The organism is Salipiger sp. H15, from assembly GCF_040409955.1.
Classification (GTDB): Bacteria; Pseudomonadota; Alphaproteobacteria; order Rhodobacterales; family Rhodobacteraceae; genus Salipiger.
This window is the reverse complement of sequence record NZ_CP123384.1, coordinates 486,967-503,892: the sequence shown is the minus strand read 5'-3', so window position 1 is coordinate 503,892 and position 16,926 is coordinate 486,967. Positions and strand designations below refer to the sequence as shown.

At 66.9% G+C, this 16,926-nt stretch carries 14 protein-coding genes and 1 pseudogene; 5 read left to right on the top strand and 10 right to left on the bottom strand.

What is annotated here, in order from left to right; translation table 11 throughout:
- Positions 1-23 precede the first annotated feature (23 nt).
- A pseudogene (locus PVT71_RS02475) lies at positions 24-737 on the top strand (transposase); the annotation flags it as partial.
- A 252-nt stretch (positions 738-989) separates the two neighbouring features.
- Here the strand turns inward: PVT71_RS02475 and PVT71_RS02470 are convergent.
- The 10 genes from PVT71_RS02470 to PVT71_RS02425 form a co-directional block, all read right to left on the bottom strand.
- Complete coding sequence (locus tag PVT71_RS02470; RefSeq protein ID WP_353472915.1) at positions 990-2,984, bottom strand: methyl-accepting chemotaxis protein; 1,995 nt, start codon at positions 2,982-2,984, stop codon at positions 990-992.
- A gap of 491 nt (positions 2,985-3,475) precedes the next feature.
- On the bottom strand, positions 3,476-4,171 hold the full coding sequence (gene rpe, locus PVT71_RS02465; protein ID WP_353472914.1) for a ribulose-phosphate 3-epimerase: 696 nt from the start codon (positions 4,169-4,171) through the stop codon (positions 3,476-3,478).
- Positions 4,172-4,208: 37 nt separating this feature from the next.
- Positions 4,209-5,144: a glyoxylate/hydroxypyruvate reductase A gene (locus PVT71_RS02460; protein ID WP_353472913.1), complete on the bottom strand. Its 936-nt coding sequence runs from the start codon at positions 5,142-5,144 to the stop codon at positions 4,209-4,211.
- Positions 5,145-5,162: 18 nt separating this feature from the next.
- On the bottom strand, positions 5,163-6,302 hold the full coding sequence (rodA, locus tag PVT71_RS02455) for a rod shape-determining protein RodA (protein WP_353472912.1): 1,140 nt from the start codon (positions 6,300-6,302) through the stop codon (positions 5,163-5,165).
- On the bottom strand, positions 6,299-8,218 hold the full coding sequence (gene mrdA / locus PVT71_RS02450) for a penicillin-binding protein 2 (protein WP_353472911.1): 1,920 nt from the start codon (positions 8,216-8,218) through the stop codon (positions 6,299-6,301). Before mrdA ends, rodA begins: the two co-directional genes overlap by 4 nt.
- Positions 8,215-8,757: a rod shape-determining protein MreD gene (locus PVT71_RS02445; protein ID WP_353472910.1), complete on the bottom strand. Its 543-nt coding sequence runs from the start codon at positions 8,755-8,757 to the stop codon at positions 8,215-8,217. The genes mrdA and PVT71_RS02445 overlap by 4 nt, the downstream gene beginning before the upstream one ends.
- Positions 8,750-9,709, bottom strand: coding sequence for a rod shape-determining protein MreC (gene mreC / locus PVT71_RS02440; RefSeq protein WP_353472909.1), 960 nt, complete (start codon positions 9,707-9,709; stop codon positions 8,750-8,752). The genes PVT71_RS02445 and mreC overlap by 8 nt, the downstream gene beginning before the upstream one ends.
- A 107-nt stretch (positions 9,710-9,816) precedes the next feature.
- Positions 9,817-10,863 carry a rod shape-determining protein gene (locus PVT71_RS02435; RefSeq protein WP_353472908.1) on the bottom strand — a complete coding sequence of 349 codons (1,047 nt, stop codon included), beginning with the start codon at positions 10,861-10,863 and terminating at the stop codon, positions 9,817-9,819.
- A gap of 283 nt (positions 10,864-11,146) precedes the next feature.
- Positions 11,147-11,596, bottom strand: coding sequence for a YtoQ family protein (locus PVT71_RS02430; RefSeq protein WP_353472907.1), 450 nt, complete (start codon positions 11,594-11,596; stop codon positions 11,147-11,149).
- A gap of 85 nt (positions 11,597-11,681) precedes the next feature.
- Positions 11,682-12,389 (bottom strand): hypothetical protein, encoded by a 708-nt coding sequence (locus tag PVT71_RS02425; protein ID WP_353472906.1) that lies wholly within the window; start codon positions 12,387-12,389, stop codon positions 11,682-11,684.
- Between the two features lie 597 nt (positions 12,390-12,986).
- Between PVT71_RS02425 and PVT71_RS02420 the strand changes: the two genes are divergently transcribed.
- From PVT71_RS02420 to PVT71_RS02405, 4 genes are all read left to right on the top strand, one after another.
- Positions 12,987-14,045 (top strand): ABC transporter substrate-binding protein, encoded by a 1,059-nt coding sequence (locus PVT71_RS02420; protein ID WP_353473826.1) that lies wholly within the window; start codon positions 12,987-12,989, stop codon positions 14,043-14,045.
- Between the two features lie 123 nt (positions 14,046-14,168).
- Positions 14,169-15,050, top strand: coding sequence for an ABC transporter permease subunit (locus PVT71_RS02415; protein WP_353472905.1), 882 nt, complete (start codon positions 14,169-14,171; stop codon positions 15,048-15,050).
- The gene (locus PVT71_RS02410) at positions 15,047-15,829 is read left to right on the top strand and encodes an ABC transporter permease (RefSeq protein WP_353472904.1); all 783 of its coding nucleotides are present in this window, start codon (positions 15,047-15,049) and stop codon (positions 15,827-15,829) included. The genes PVT71_RS02415 and PVT71_RS02410 overlap by 4 nt, the downstream gene beginning before the upstream one ends.
- Positions 15,826-16,872 (top strand): ABC transporter ATP-binding protein, encoded by a 1,047-nt coding sequence (locus tag PVT71_RS02405; RefSeq protein ID WP_353472903.1) that lies wholly within the window; start codon positions 15,826-15,828, stop codon positions 16,870-16,872. Before PVT71_RS02410 ends, PVT71_RS02405 begins: the two co-directional genes overlap by 4 nt.
- The last annotated feature ends 54 nt before the right edge of the window (positions 16,873-16,926 follow it).

Here is a 16,926-nt window from a genome sequence, read left to right as displayed (position 1 = left end):
CCAATGGCGCGCGCCGCTCGCCGCTCGCAGTCGGTATCAACACCGATGGCAGGTGCGAGGTCTTCGGCATGGCGATCGGCGTCCTCGCGGTCCAACCTTTCTGGATCGGGTTTCTCCGAGACCGCCTCCACTGCGGCCTCGGAGTCGGTAAGCTGGTGATCCAATGCACGGCAAGCGACGCTAGGGCAATCCGCCGATAGGGGCCGATGTGCACCGTGCGTACCAAGGCCGCCACCGCCCGGGTTCGGTCCACGACCTGACAGCACTGACAATTTCACTTCCATTGCAATGCTCTCGCCCATGCCGGCAAGACTAGCTGCCGGGTGGCCTCGGCCTTCATTGCCATGGCCTTCACCTGGCCTGACTATGCGCTGGCGAAGGCCCGTCTCCAAGGCGATCCATTCGTCGCGGAGCAGGTGCGCGCAACGCTCCCGAGGCTGGCCACACTCATCGATACCGCAGAACAGGACGTGCCGGCTCGGATGACATTCCCCTCCCAGCATCGCGCCAAGCGACCCCGAAACCCGATCGAGCGCCTGAACGGCAAGATCAAGCGGCGCGCGGTCGTGGTAAGAATCTTTCATAACGAGGGATCGATCCGACGCCTCGTCGGCCCGAACCTGATGGGGCAAACCGAGGCATGGACGGTCCAACGCGTCAGATACACGACGCTGAAAACGCTCGCGCCTGTCTGCGGCGATCTCACTGTCAACCTGCCGCAAGCGCTGAGTAACTGACGAACTCGGCCCGCGCGGAAGCGCGAGAACCACGGCCAGTTCGATCACCTCTCGGGACATCATCGGTTCAACGACCAGCGGCGCGGTACCGCGCAGACAAAAATATGTGCTGCGTCCTGCACCCTATGTCTATGATGACAAGACCGCGGAGTGGAGAGTGACTACGTGCGACCGCAGACTACAAGCGCCACTCCCCTCGTGATCGCCCTTCAGAAACAAATATCCTTTCAGCGCCCCATGGCAGGCGCGACGTCAGGCTGCATCCATTCGCTCCGCCTCGGTCGCTTCGTCACCGAGGTCGGCCGCCTGCTCGGCCAGGCGGCGCCCGGCTTCCAGGCAGCGATTGGCCAACCTTCGGGCTTCCGCAAAGCTGCTCTGGAACCTCGCCACGGTTGCGGAGGCTTGCTGCACAGCCCCCGTCTGATGCCTCGAGGACTGTCCCACCCTGTCGAGATGGTTTTCGAGCAGGGTGATCGCCTCGTAGATCAAGTCCAGTTGACCTTTGGCGCTATCGACCGAATCCCGACCGGAGCGGATGTAGTTGTTGGTAGCCGTCATTAACTCGGCGATGCTGGACGCGGCTTCAGCGGTGCGCTGGGACAGGTCGCGCACCTCGTGGGCCACGATCGAAAAGCCCCTGCCGGCCTCGCCCGCGCGCGCGGCTTCGACCGCCGCGTTGAGCGCGAGCAGGTTCGTCTGGAACGAAATTTCCTCGATCGTCGTCACATAGCGCGCAACGTCCTGACCGCTTTGCGTTATCTTCTCCACCTCCTTGACCACGTGGCCAACCAGCACGTTCCCCTCCTGGACCAGCCCGGTCGCCTTCCTTGCCACGTTGATCGCATCGTGGACGACCTGCGTCGTGTCGGTTGCCGACCCCTCCACATTCTCGATGAGCTTCTTGATGTCGTTCAGCAATTCCGCTTGCTGCTCCTGCCTCTCGGAAAGGTCGCGCGATATCTCGATCAGCTTGATGGACTGATCCTCGATCAGACGACCGACCTCGCCCAGGTGGGCATTTGCCTCTGCACTCAGGCGCGCGGCGTTCTCCGCTTTTTCCCCATGGGCTTCGGCACGGAGCATCGCGCGACGGGCCTCCTCCTCGAGGTCACGCTGCTGTAGCAGCGCGCGCCGAAACGATGCGATGGAGGTTTTCAGCCGCCCGAGTTCGTCATTCGATGTCCAGGGCGGCAGGGGCGCGTCGTAGTCTCCGTCGGCGACACGTTCGATGCAGCCGGTCAATTCGGAAACGCGGGCGATGACGCGCCGCGACAGCAACCGATAGGCGACGCCACAAAGCGCAAGGAACAGGACCGCCGCGGCTGCGAAGGCAAGGCTGCCGATCCATCTCAGACGGTTCATTTTGGCCAACTCTTCGGCAATGAAGGACTGCACCATGGTTTCGGCTTCGTCGGCCTTTTCCAGAAAGGCGTAGAAGGCGGAATCGTAGGTGGCGTCTTCCCGTGTGGCGGCCTCGTGCCGCGCGCGGGTTCGATCAAATCGCATCCTGGCCAGGTTCGAGAGTTCGGCGATCCGACCGATGAGCGTGTCGAACAGCTCGGGCCGCGCCAGGCCCGCAAGCGCCGAGCGCGCTTCGTCAAAGCTCTGTGCAACCTCGGAAAAATCCGCGCCGAGGTCACTGCCGAGGATTTCCGCCGTGAGGAGATGGCCGTGTGCCAATTTGTAACGCGCCTCTCCCACGGCGACCTGCAGCTCGGTGTCCCGCGCATGCAGACCTGCGCCTGAAAGGTCGGCGAGATCGGCAACGATCGCGTCGTACAAAGCGTTGAACCGCAGGTCCGCCTCGGCAACGACCTTCTGGGAGTCGGCGAGCGCTGCGAAGCGTTGACCGGTCAAGGTCAGGACGGTTTCGAATTCGTTCAGAGCATCGGTGATGCGTGCGCGCACCTCGGGAGAATTTGACGGAAAGAACAGACCTTCGGCCGTCTCGCCTCCCTCGAGCAGGGTCAGGGCATAGCCCCGCGACGCCTCAAGGTGCTGCCAGACCTCGTCGGTCGATTCCGCGTCCCCACCCATGATCTCCTCAGTCAGCACGTGAGCATGCAGCGCCTCGAGCTTGATCTCCATCGCGGCGTCGACCTGCGGTGCCAGCTCGATTCCGAGCCGTTCCGTATCGGAGCCAAGCCTTATGAGGAGGGCGATCCCGAGCGACAGGACGGCAACGGTCGTAACAGAGAACCCGAGGAAGCCAAGGAACACCTGGCGGGAAATCGAGCGATCAGACATTTCGGAGACTCCGGAACCGAGCTGCTTCCAGATGATGCGGAGCGGGCTAATAATCTGTGAAAATCGAGATCCCCAAGTTTCCGACTTTCGGAAAATTGGTCCCAGCAAGATGACTCGTGTCCTCACTGGGTCTTCAGCCAGGATGCACGGTATCAAAGACGCGAGCCGCGCCCACCCTTTGACACAGCAGGCTGCGCAGACTGCCGGTGCGATGCGACCTGGAGTTCGAATTGAGCCAGCCATGATGTGGGCTGCTGTTCGGATTTCAGGCCAGTCATTGAAATCTGCCTGGTGTCGGGGTCGCTTGACGCGCTGGAAACGACCCGCGTGCTCTCTCCAGAACCGCCGGACGAATGCCGGGTCGCATTACTTCGCGTCCTGTCAATGAGAAGGGCGCCCCAAGGGGCGCCCTTCATATCCCTGTCGGTGCCGGGCCGACGGATCTTGAGCGGTATCTGGCGCCAACTTGATCCGGATTTACACGGCGGGCGTCAGCCCTTCAGGCTGTCGCGGATGGCGCGGATGTTTGCGCCGTAGGGGGCGGGGTTTTCGACCGAGCCGCCGCGGAAGACGGCGGAGCCCGCCACCAGCACGTCGGCGCCGGCTTCGACCACCAGCGGCGCGGTCGAGGGATCGACGCCGCCGTCGATCTCGATGTGGATCTCGCGATCACCGATCATCTCGCGCAGCTTGCGGACCTGCGCGACCTGGCTGTGGATGAACTTCTGCCCGCCGAAGCCGGGGTTCACGGTCATCAGGCAGACGAGGTCGCAGAGATCGAGCAGCGGCGCGGCGGCCTCGACCGGGGTGCCGGGGTTGAGCGCGAGGCCAGCCTTCGCGCCGGTCGCCCGGATCGCCTGCAGCGTGCGGTGGGTGTGCGCCCCGGCCTCGAGATGGGCGGTGATGACATCCGCGCCGGCGTCGGCGAAGGCCTCGATGTAGGGATCCACCGGCGCGATCATCAGGTGCACGTCCATCACGGTCGAGATGTGCGGGCGGATCGCCTTCACCAGCGGCGGGCCGAAGGTAAGGTTGGGCACGAAATGCCCGTCCATCACGTCGACGTGGATCCAGTCCGCGCCCTGCGCCTCGACGGCGCGGATCTCGGCGCCGAAATTGGCGAAATCGGCGGAGAGGATCGACGGGGCGATCTTCACGGTGCGGTCGAAGGTCTCGGGCAGGGGCATGGCGGCAGCATCTCCAGATTAGATGCGCCGCGCCTTATCAGTATCCCGCGCCCCGGTCCACCAGATGCAGGAGCGGCTCGCCCGTGACGCCGCGCCGCAGGTTCTCGGCGATCACCCGCGAGGCCGAGTCGGACCGCGTCTCGGCGGCGACATGCGGCGTCACGGTGACGTTCGGATGCGCCCAGAAGGGATGGTCCTGCGGCAGCGGCTCGACGCGGAAGACGTCGAGCGTGGCATGGCCGACCTGGCCGCTGTCGAGCGCGGCGAGCAGCGCGGCGTCGTCGATCAGCGGGCCGCGGCCGGGGTTGATGATCGCGGCGCCCGGGGCCAGCAATGCGAACTGCGCCGCGCCCATGGTGTTCTCGGTCTGCGGGGTGAAAGGCAGCAGCAGCACGACGATCTGCGCGCCGCGCAGCGCCTCGGCAAGGCCCTCGGTGCCCGACAGGCAGCGCATGCCCTCGATCTGGCGCGGTGTGCGGCTCCAGCCGGTGACCGGGAAGCCAAGCTGCGCCAGCTGCCGCGCGCAGGCGCTGCCGAGCATGCCGAGGCCAAGCACGGTGACCGGGCGCTCGCGCGCGAGCGGCGGCGCCTTCTTGCTCCAGACATGCCCCGGGTTGACGATATGCGCGTCCATCCCGAGATGGTGGCGCAGCGCGTGGCCGGTGACGTATTCCACCATGCCCTGGGTCAGCCCTCCCTCGTCGACCATGCGGGTCAGCGGCACGGTGAGCTTGTCGTTGCCGACGATCTTCTCGACCCCGGCCCAGAGGCTGAACACCGCCCTGAGGCGCGGGTAGGCGGTGAAATCGGTGAGGCCCGAACTCGGCGCGTAGACGATGTACTCGACCTCGGCCGGGGGGATGTCGCGGCCCAGCCGGTAGTCGACCCCGGTGGCGTCGAGCGCCTCGGTGAGCGGGCTGCGGTATTCGTCCCAGGCGTCCTGCGGGGCGGCGAAAAGGATGTTCGTGGTCATGGAGGTCCTTGAAGAGGTCTAGCGCGGTCGGTGGACACACGCACTCTGGACCAGTCCGAAGGCGATCATCAACACCAGCATCGCCGATCCGCCGTAGCTGACCATCGGGAGCGGCACGCCGACCACGGGGGCAAGGCCCATGACCATCGACATGTTCACCGCGAAGTAGAGGAAGAAGGTCAGCCCGATGCCCAGCGTCAGCAGCGAGGAGAAGCGGTCGCGGTTGCGCAGCGCGGCGAAGATGCAGAACAGCAGGATCAGCACGTAGAGCGTCAGCAGCGACATGCCGCCGACGAAGCCGAACTCCTCGGCCAGCGTGTTGAAGATGAAGTCGGTGTGCTTCTCGGGCAGGAAGTTCAGCCGCGACTGCGTGCCCTGCATGAAGCCGCGCCCGGTCCAGCCGCCCGAGCCCATGGCGATCTTGGCCTGGGTGATGTGGTAGCCCGCGCCGAGCGGGTCGGTGGAGGGGTCGAGGAAGGTGTCGATGCGCTTGAACTGGTAGTCCTTGAGCAGCTGCCAGTCGGTGCCGCGCGACTCGAAGACGGTGTAGATCGTGCCGACCCCGGCGGCGATCACCACCGCGAAATAGGCCCAGTGCACCCCGGCAAGGAACATGATCAGCCCGCCGCCGATCATCAGCAGGAGCGCGGTGCCGAGGTCGGGCTGGATCAGCGTGAGCCCGGTGGGCGCGAGGATCAGGATGATCGGCAGCAGTACCCAGAGCGGGCGCGAGGTCTTCTTCAGCGGCAGCCAGTCGTAATAGGCGGCCAGCACCATCACCAGCGCGATCTTCATCAGCTCCGAGGGCTGCAGGCGCATGAAGCCGACGTCGATCCAGCGCTGCGCGCCCATGCCGATCGTGCCGAAGAGCTCCACCGCCACCAGCAGGCCGAGCGAGCCGAGATAGGCCAGCACCGACAGGTTACGCCAGAGCCAGATCGGCACCATCGCGACGACGAACATCGCGCTCAGCCCGAGGGCGAAGCGCTTCATCTGCGGCTCGGCCCAGGTGTCGAGCCGCCCGCCGGCGACCGAGTAGAGCATCAGGAAGCCGACGCAGGCCACGGCGGACAGCAGGATCACCAGCGGCCAGTTGATGTAGAACACCTTGCGCCAGCCCGAGGGCGTGGTCTTGACCGTGTATTCGAGATAGCTCACGCGCGCCCCCGTGCCTGTTCCGCGCGCTCGAGGCGTTCGCGGTCGAGCCGTTCCTGCTGTTCCTGGATTTTCTCGTGATCCGCCGAGGGATAGGCCGAGAGCGGCGGCGTGCCGCCGTAGAGCGCCTGCAGCGCCACGTCGCGGGCGATGGGAGCCGCCGCCGAGGAACCGCCGCCGCCGTGCTCGACCACCACCGAGATCGCGATCTTCGGCGCCTCGATCGGCCCGTAGGCGACGAAGAGCGCGTGGTCGCGCTCGATCCACGGCACCTCGTCGTTGGCCACCACGCGGTTGCGCACCTGGCTGGTGCCGGACTTGCCGGCCAGCTCGTAGCCCGGCGCGACGACCCGCGAGCGGAAGCCGGTGCCGCGGTTCGAGTTCATCACCGCCGACATGCCCTTGCGCACGTAGCGCAGGTGGTTGGGGTTGATGTCGAGCGTCTGGCCGCCGACGACCTCGGTCTCGACGCCGTTGATGGTCTTCACCAGCCGCGGGTGGATCTCGCGGCCGCTGGCGATGCGCGCGGTCATGATCGCCTGCTGCAGCGGCGAGGCCAGCACGAAGCCCTGCCCGATCGAGGCGTTCACCGTGTCGCCGAGCTGCCAGCCCTTGCCGCGCTCGCGCTGCTTCCATTCCCGGCTCGGCATGATGCCTGCGGTGACCGCCGACATCGGCACGTCGGGCGGCACGCCGAGCCCGAGCCGGTGGCCCATGTCGGCCATCTTGTCGATCCCGACCTTCAGCGCCACGTCGTAGAAGAACACGTCGCAGCTCTGCTGCAGCGCCTGTTCCAGCGTCAGGTGGCCGTGGCCGGTGCGCTTCCAGCAGTGGAAGCGGCGCGAGCCCAGCTCCATGTGGCCGGGGCAGTAGACGGTGTCGTCGGGCGAGAGGATCCCGGCCTCGAGCGCCGCCAGCGCGGTGACCATCTTGAAGGTCGAGCCCGGCGGATAGGCGTCCTGCACCGTCTTGGAGGCGAGCGGGCGGTGGTCGTTCTCGCGCAGGATCGCGTAGTCGGCGACCGAGATGCCGCGCACGAACTTGTTGGGATCGAAGGAGGGGGCGGAGGCGATGGCCAGCAGGTCGCCCTTCTCTGTGTCGATGATCACGCAGGAGGCCGACTCGTGCCCGAGCCGCGCCTGCACGTAGTCCTGCAGGTCGGCGTCGATGGTCAGCTGCAGGTCGGCGCCGTTGTCACCCTCGCGCCGGTCCAGCTCGCGCATGACCCGGCCGACGGCGTTGACCTCGACGCGCTTCGCCCCGGCCTTGCCGCGCAGCTCTTCCTCGTACTTGGCCTCGACCCCGACCTTGCCGATCTGGAAGCGCGGGATGCGCAGCACCGGCTCGGGGTCCTCGTACCTGGCAAGGTCGCGTTCCGAGACCGGGCCGACGTAGCCGATCACGTGGGCGAAGTTGCCGTGCTCGGGGTAGAAGCGCGACAGGCCGACCTCGGGGGTGACGCCGGGCAGGGCGGGGGCGTTGACCGCGACGCGGCTGATCGCCTCCCAGCTGACCCGGTCGGCGATGGTGATCGGCAGGAAGGGCGCCGAGCGGCGCATCTCGGTGAGCGCGCGGTTCAGCTCGTCCTCGTCCAGCTCGACCAGCGCCGAGAGCTTGGCGATCACGTCCTCGACGTTGCCGGCATCCTCGCGCACGAGGGTGATGCGGTAGGTCGGCGCGTTCTCGGCGATGATCTTGCCCTTGCGGTCGAAGATCCGGCCGCGGCTCGGCGGGATCAGGCGCAGGTTTATGCGGTTCTCCTCGGCCAGCAGCCGGAACTCGTCGGCCTGGTCGACCTGCATGTGGTGCATGCGCAGCCCCAGCATCCCGGCGAAGCCGAGCTGCGCGCCGCCCAGCAGCAGCGCCCGCCGCGAGATGCGGCGCCAGCTGTCGGTGCTTTCCTTCGGCGTGCGTCTCACATCGGTCTCCCTGCGTGGTCGAAGTCCCCCGGCGCCATCCGGCGCACGCCGAACAGCCCCTGCGATACCAGCACGACCAGAGGATAGCAGATCACCGTGGTGGCGTATCGCATGAGCGCGAGGAACGAGGTGCCCTCGGGCACGATCAGCACGGCGAGCACCAGCCGGTAGAGGATCGTGATCACCGCCAGCACCATGGCGACGGCGATCCATTCCATCAGGAAGGTCGACTCGCGCCGCGGCCGGTCGCGGTTCTTCAGCGACTCGGTCGCCATCAGCACCAGCGCCGCCCAGAGACCGGGCGGGTGCTGGAACATCAGGTCGGCCAGCAGCATCACCCCCGCGATCAGCAGCGCGGGGACGTAGTCGGGCCGGCGCAGCGCCCAGGCAAAGCACATCGCGGTCAGCACGTCCGGCCCGGCATAGGCGGCGGGCGTGAAGTCGAGCGGCAGCAGGTGGTAGAAGATCAGGGCGAAGGTCAGGGCAACGAAGGTGGCACGCATCATCCAGACCTTGGGCGGACGGCTGCTCTCAGCCATTTCCGCCCCCGGTCGCGCTGCCGGTCTCGGCGTTGCTGAGCGGCGGCACGGTCGGATCGGTCTCGGCCTCGGGCTGCGGTGCCTCCGGCGGGGTCTCGGGCAGGATGAGGCCCGAGGGCGCGCTGACCCGGCGTGCGCCGTGGTCGCGCAGCACGCGCAGGAATTCCAGCCGCTCGTAATCGGCGGCGAGACGCACGCGCAGGCGCCCCCCCGGGTCCTGCGCCACCTGGCCGATCAGCAGGCCCGGCGGAAACACCTCGCCGTCACCCGAGGTGACGATGCGGTCGCCCGGCTTCACCAGGTCGGGGTTCTCGAGGAAGTCGATCGGCGGGTTGGCCGAGTTGTCGCCGACCACCATGGCGCGCTGCCCCGAGGGCTGGATCGTCGCCGGGATGCGGCTGGTGGCATCGGTCAGCAGGATGACGCGGCTGGTGTTGTTGCCGACGCCCGAGATGCGCCCGACGAGGCCGATCCCGTCCATGGTCGCCCAGCCGTCGACGATGCCGTCGCGCGAGCCGACGTTGATCAGCACCGACTGCCGGAAGGGCGAGCCGCTGTCGGCCAGCACAACGCCGGTGATGTAGGTGAGCCGGGGGTCGAGCCGCACGTTGTTCAGGTCGCGCAGCTTGGCGTTCTCCTGCTCGAGCTGCAGCGCCGCCTCCTTCCACGCCGTCATCTGGCGCAGCTCGCGGCGCAGTTCCTGGTTCTGTTCGTGGATGCGCTGGTAGGACTGGAAGTCGCGCAGGATGGTCACCGCGCCGGTCACCGGCGCCATGGCCCAGTCGAAGCCGGGCATCAGCGTGTCGATGACCTGCGCGCGGAACCGTTCGACCCGCGGGCTGTCGATGCGCCACAGGATGAACAGGCCGGTCAGGCCCAGGATCAGGATCGCCAGAAGCAGGCGCTTCAGCGGTCCGGAATAGTCTTCGCTGTGGGTGCCGTGTTTCGCCATGTGATCTCTGCGTGTGGCCGTTGGCTCACGGGATGAGCAGGGCGGGTGCGGGCTGGGCCGCGCACCCGCCCCGGACTATGACGCAGCCGGAGCGATCCCGAAAGGGATCAGCTGTCGTAATCGATCGCGTGACGCAGCTGCTTTTCGTACTCGAGCGCCTTGCCGGTGCCGAGTGCGACGCAGTTGAGGCTTTCTTCCGCGATCGAGACGGCAAGGCCGGTCTGCTCGCGCAGGGCGAGGTCGAGATCGCCCAGCAGCGCGCCGCCGCCGGTCAGCATCACGCCGCGGTCGACGATGTCTGCCGCCAGGTCCGGCGGGGTCGCCTCGAGCGCGGACATCACCGCCTCGCAGATCGCCTGCACCGGCTCGGCCAGCGCCTCGGCCACCTGGGCCTGGCTGATCTCGATTTCCTTCGGCACGCCGTTCAGCAGGTCGCGGCCGCGGATCTGCATCGAGCTGCCGCGCCCGTCGTCGGGCATGCGCGCGGTGCCGATCGAGGTCTTGATGCGCTCGGCCGTGGCGTCGCCCACGAGCAGGTTCTGCTGGCGGCGCAGGTAGTTGACGATGGCCTCGTCCATGCGGTCGCCACCGACGCGGATCGAACGCGCGTAGACGATGTCACCCAGCGAGAGCACGGCCACCTCGGTGGTGCCGCCGCCGATGTCGACGACCATGTTGCCGGTCGGATCGGTGATCGGCATGCCGGCACCGATGGCCGCGGCGATGGGCTCGGCGATGAGCCCGGCCTTGCGCGCGCCGGCGCTCAGCACCGACTGGCGGATCGCCCGCTTTTCCACCGGGGTCGCGCCGTGCGGCACGCAGACGATGATCTTCGGCTTCGAGAAGGTCGAGCGCTTGTGCACCTTGCGGATGAAGTGCTTGATCATCTCTTCCGCGGTGTCGAAATCCGCGATGACGCCCTCGCGCATCGGCCGGATCGCCTCGATCGAGCCGGGGGTGCGCCCCAGCATCAGTTTTGCGTCCTCGCCGACGGCCAGCACCTTCTTGACGCCGTCCTTGACGTGATAGGCCACAACCGACGGTTCGGACAGAATGATCCCGCGACCTTTCACGTAGACCAGCGTGTTCGCCGTGCCGAGGTCGATGGCCATGTCCGCCGAGAAGGCGCCCATGAGTCTGTCCAGTCCAAACATTAAGAAGTCCCGCCCCAGAAATACGCGTTTTGGCCCTCGACTCCCTGCGAGCGAAGGCCGTGGCTTTATAGGGCCGTACGGCGCGGCAAAAAAGCCCCTTCCCAGCGCAAATGCGCGTGAAATCGCGTGTGGGCTCTTGCTGCCTCAGATTCGGGCAGTTTGAAAACCCGGTCGCACGGCACCCCGAAGGCAGCATCCCACGGCAGTTGTTGGCGAAAGCGTCGAGGGCCCGGAGCGCCCCCGGGGGATGCCCTCGGGGCGCGTGCCGGGCCGCGTCGTGGCGTCAACCGGGCAGGCTTCCGGTCAGCACGTAGCGCAGGATCGAGACCACCTCCTCGGGGGTGCGCGTCACCGCCAACGCTGCGGCATCGACCTCCTTCAGGGCGTGGTCATGTTCGGGGCGCTGCAGGATCACCAGCGACTTGCCGAGCGCCGCGGCAAAGCCCGCGTCGAAGGCGGCGTTCCACTGCCGGTACTGTTCGCCGAAGCGCACCACCACCACGTCGGCGTCGGCGATCGCCTTTCGGGTGCGGATGGCGTTCAGCTTCGCGCCTTTGTGGTCATGCCAGAGCTTGCTCTCCTCGGGGCCGAGGATCGCCACGCCGCAGTCGTCGCTGGCGTCATGGTCGGTCACCGGCGCGCTGAAGGTCACGTCGAGCCCCTGCGCCCCCTCGATGATGCGCTCGCGCCAGTCGGTGTGAATCTCTCCCGAGAGATAGACGTTCAGTCCCATGCGGTGTCCCTTCCGTGTGTGCCTTTGCCGGGCAACCTATGCACGGACGGCGGCGAGACAACCGCGGGACGGCCGGAGCCCGGCGCTAGAACTCGTGCCGGTAGGACACGCCGAGCTTCTGCTCCTCGCCGAAATCATTGTCGATGTAGGAGCCGAAGAGGGCGATCGTGTCGTTCTGCGACAGGTGGTAGGACACGCCGCCCGCCACCGACACGCCGCTGAAATCGTCCGAGCCGCGCGTGTAGATGCCGCCGGTCATGAAGGTGAACTTCTCGGTGATCGGGCGCAGCGCGAACATGCCGAGATAGCCGCTGTTGTTGCTCACCTCGACGTTGAAGGTCTCGTGCAGCTCGGCATCGGTGACCGCGACCTCGCCCTCGGAATAGGTGTAGCCGAAGGGGACGAAGAGCTGCCACTTGCCGGTCTTCATCCCCATCGCAGTCAGCGGGACGAAGCCGCCGAGCGAGTAGTGGGTCTGCACCGAGCCGTTGTCGAACTCGTTCTTGCCGGCGGTAAAGGTGAGGATGCCGAAGGAGAAGAGGTAGGAGGCCCCGAGCGACCACTGCCCGCTTTCCGAGACGCGCGCGTTGACCTTGGTGGCCGGGCCGAAGGCGAGCGAGCCCGAGACGGAGAACTCGTCGGAATAGGACACCCCGGCCTTGGTGGCGATCTTGGTGGGATCCTCGGCGGCCTTTTCCTCCTGCGCCAGCGCGGGCGAGGCGAGCAGCAGCGCCAGCGCGGCGCCGGCACAGCATCGCGCCGCGGCGGAAGAAGATGACGAAGGTCGGAACACGGGTCTGGTCACTTGGCTGCCCCTCGCAAAATCAATGTCGAAAAAATCTGGTCCGGACCCGCGGCCTGCGCCCGATCGGGAAAAATCCTGCGCCCATAGTAGAGCCGCGAAATCAAACGACAAGCGACAGTTGCGCGAAAGCGAAAGGCCGCTCGGAGGCTGCAAGGAAAAGCAGCGCGCGACCGTCGCCCGCGCCGGTGGCGGGCGAGGCGACTGCCGGCCCTCGAAGGGACGCGGGAATTGATGCCGGGGCGCGCGTCAGGTCGCGCCGCGTGCCCCGGCGTCAGAATTTTCATCGGGAATCCGCGACTTCCGGGCCTTGTCCGGGTCCGGGCCTGTCCCAAATTTAGGCGTTCTCGCCGTCGCGGAGGCTCAAGATCCTGAGATTGCTCGCGTAACGGAGGAGGCAAAGCTTGCGTAACGTAAATTTTCGGTCAAGGCTCGCGCCGCGGAGTTTGCCTAAATTTTGGCTGTCATGAGTCCGTCAAATAAAAAACCTAAACGCGCGTCACGGCCGATGCGGCCGGGACCGGGAAACGGGGAGATACGATTGTGAAAGCAAATACAAAGATTTGGATGGCGGGTGTCGCGGCGCTGATGGCGACCACCTCGATGGTCCAGGCGCAGGACCTCGCGGCGCTTGAAGCCGCGGCCAAGGCCGAGGGCATGCTGACCACCATCGCCCTGCCGCACAGCTGGTGCGGCTACGGCGACGTGATCGCCGGCTTCAAGGCGAAATACCCCGAGATCGAGGTCAACGAGCTGAACCCCGACGCCGGTTCGGCGGACGAGCTGGAGGCGGTGCGCGCCAACAAGGGCAACACCGGCCCGCAGGCGCCCGACGTGCTGGACGTGGGGCTGTCCTTCGGCCCGCAGGCCAAGGAAGAGGGCCTGCTGCAGCCCTACAAGGTCTCGACCTGGGACGAGATCCCCGACGCGGTCAAGGATGACGAAGGCTACTGGTACGGCGACTATTACGGCGTGATGTCCTTCATGGTGAACAAGGACCTGATCGACACCACCCCGACGGACTGGTCGGACCTGCTGAAGCCGGAATACGCCGGCTCGGTGGCACTGGCGGGCGACCCGCGCGCCTCGAACCAGGCGATCCTCGCGGTGCTCGCCGCGGGCATGGCCGAGGGCGGCGCGGCCGGCAAGGACGCCGGCGAGAAGGGCCTCGAGTACTTCAAGAAGATGAACGAGGCCGGCAACTTCGTGCCCGTGATCGGCAAGGCCGGCACGCTGGCGCAGGGCGCGACCCCGATCACCATCATGTGGGACTATAACGCGCTGGCGGCCCGTGACACGCTCAACGGCAACCCGCCGGTCGAGGTCGTGGTGCCGAAGTCGGGCGTTCTCGCGGGCGTCTACGTGCAGGGCATCTCGGCCTTCGCACCGCACCCCAACGCCGCCAAGCTCTGGATGGAATACCTCTATTCCGACGAGGGCCAGAGCCTGTGGCTGAAGGGCTACTGCCACCCGGCGCGCTTCAACGCCATGGCCGCGGCCGACAAGATCCCGGCCGAGCTGCTCGAGGCGCTGCCGCCGGCGGAAAGCTACGAGGCCGCCTACTTCCCGACGCTCGACGAGCAGGCGGGCAACAAGGAAGCGGTCGTCGGCGGCTGGGATGCCGTCGTGGGCGCCAACGTCCAGTAAGCGGTTCCCGTCAGGGGCCTGCCGGAGCTTTCCGGTCGGGCCCCTTTCCCGTCCCGGGCCTTGCCTGTCAGAAAGCCCGGGGCGGGGTTGGCGTTCCAGTTCAAGCCCCTATCCGGACCTCATGTGACTGATCTGACTTCCCCCCCGCCGAAGCGCCGCCGCCGCCCGAGCCTCGCGTGGCTGGGCCTGCTGCCCTTCGCGCTCTTCGTGCTGCTGTTCCTCGTGCTGCCGACGATGAAGATTGTCATCGGGGCCTTCCAGCGCGCCGACGGCTCCTTCACCCTCGAGAACATCGCCGGGCTCTTCACCGCCTCGATCCTCTCGTCCTACTGGATTTCCATCAAGATCTCGGTCGCCTCGGCGGCGATCGGCTGCCTGATCGGCTTCCTGATGGCGGCCGCCATGGTGCTCGGAGGGTTGCCGCGCGGCATCCGCGCACCGCTGATGACCTTCTCGGGCGTGGCCTCGAACTTCGCCGGCGTGCCGCTGGCCTTCGCCTTCCTTGCGACGCTCGGCCCGCTCGGGCTGGTGACAGTGTTCCTGCGCACCGAGTTCGGCATCAACCTGCGCGCCATGGGGTTCAACATCCTCAGCTTCTGGGGGCTGACGATCACCTATCTCTTCTTCCAGATCCCGCTGATGATCCTGATCGTCACCCCGGCGCTGGACGGGCTGAAGAAGGAATGGCGCGAGGCGGCCTCCTGCCTCGGCGCGAGCGGCGCGCAATACTGGCGCATCGTGGCGCTGCCGATCCTCTTCCCGACCATCCTCGGCACCTTCGCGCTGCTCTTCGCCAATGCCTTCGGCGCCGTGGCGACAGCCATCGCGCTGACCGGCAGCTCGCTCAACATCGTGCCGATCATGCTGTTCGCGCAGATCCGCGGCGACGTGCTGGGCAATCCGCATCTCGGCTATGCCATGGCCTTCGGGATGATCCTCGTCACCGGGCTGGCCAACGTCATCTACATCGTGCTCCGCATCCGCTCCGAGAGGTGGCTGAAATGACCCGCGCCGCCTCCTGGGCCATCCTGCTGCTGGGCCTCACCTATTTCGTCCTGCCGCTGGTCGGGATGATCGAGTTCTCGCTGTCGATGCGGCGCGGGGAATACAGCTTCGACGCCTATGCCGCCGTGCTGGCCGATCCGCAGTTCCGGCAGACCTTCACCTACTCGGTGGTGATGGCGCTGCTGACCATCGTCTTCGGCATCCTGCTGGTGGTGCCAACCGCCTTCTGGGTTCGGCTGAAGCTGCCGCGCCTGCGCCCGGTGGTCGAGTTCGTCACGCTGCTGCCGCTGGTCATCCCGGCCATCGTGACGGTTTTCGGCTACATCCGGCTCTACAACACCTCGAGCTGGCTGCCGCTGACCGGCACGATCTTCGGCACGAACCTCCTGCTGATGTTCGGCTACGCCATGCTGTCGCTGCCCTACATGTACCGCGCCGTGGACACCGGGCTGCGGACCATCGACGTCGCCACGCTGACCGAGGCGGCGCAGAGCCTCGGCGCGGGCTGGGTCACCATCATCGTCAAGCTGATCCTGCCCAACGTGCTGGTCGCGGTGCTCTCGGGCTCCTTCGTGACCTTCGCCATCGTCATGGGCGAGTTCACCATGGCGGCGCTGCTCAACCGCCCGGCCTTTGGCCCCTACCTGCAGCTGATGGGCGCCAACAAGGCCTACGAGCCCTTCGCGCTGGCCACCATCGCCTTCATCATCACCTGGGCCTGCATGGGGCTGATCCAGCTGGTCACCAGATTCACCAAACACGACAAGGCGGGCCGATGAGCTTCCTGACCATTTCCCATCTGGAAAAGAGCTTCGGCGTCACCCGCGTCGTGAAGGATTTCAACCTCGCCGTCGAGAAGGGCGAGTTCATCTCGCTGCTCGGCCCCTCGGGCTGCGGCAAGACCACGGTGCTGCGCATGGTCGCGGGCTTCGAGAGCCCCAGCGCCGGGCACATCACCATCGAGGGGCGCGAGGTGTCGAGCCTGCGCCCCAACCAGCGCAACATCGGCATGGTGTTCCAGGCCTACGCGCTGTTCCCGAACCTCACCGTGGCGCAGAACGTCGGCTTCGGCCTGCGGGTCAAGGGTGCGCCGTCGCGCGAGATCGCCGCGCGGGTCGAGGAGATGCTGGCGCTGATCGGCCTGCCGGAACTGGGCGACCGCTACCCGTTCCAGCTGTCGGGCGGGCAGCAGCAGCGCGTGGCGCTGGCCCGCGCGCTGGCGCCGAAGCCGCAGGTGCTGCTGCTCGACGAGCCGCTCTCGGCGCTCGATGCCAAGGTGCGGGTGAGCCTGCGCAACGAGATCCGCAGCATCCAGCGCGAGCTTGGCATCACCACGATCTTCGTCACCCACGACCAGGAAGAGGCGCTGTCGATGTCCGACCGCATCGTAGTCATGCACCAGGGCGTGGCCGAGCAGGTGGGCAGCCCCTTCGAGATCTACAACGCCCCCGCCACGCGCTTCGTCGCGGGCTTCGTCGGCACGCTCAACACGCTCGACGCGCAGGTGCTCGACCCGGCGATCGGCCGGGTGAAGCTGGGCGAGAACGAGCTCACGCTCGGCCGTCCCGTGCCGCCGGGCGCGGCGGTGCTGGGCCTGCGCCCCGAGATGCTGCGCCTCGGCGCGCACCCCGGAGAGGCGGCGCTGACCGGCCGGATCACCGAGCTCGACTTCCTCGGCTCGGTCATCCGCCTGCGCATCGACCTCGGCGGGCAGAAGCTGGCGGTGGATCTCTTCAACACCACCCGGCAGGCGCCGCCGAAGGTGGGCGAGACCGTGTCGCTGGCGCTCAACCCGGCGGATGCGCTGGTGATCGGGGCATAAACCGCGCAACGGCGCGGGCAGGGGGTGATTTTCCGTGGCGTCACCCCGCCAAAC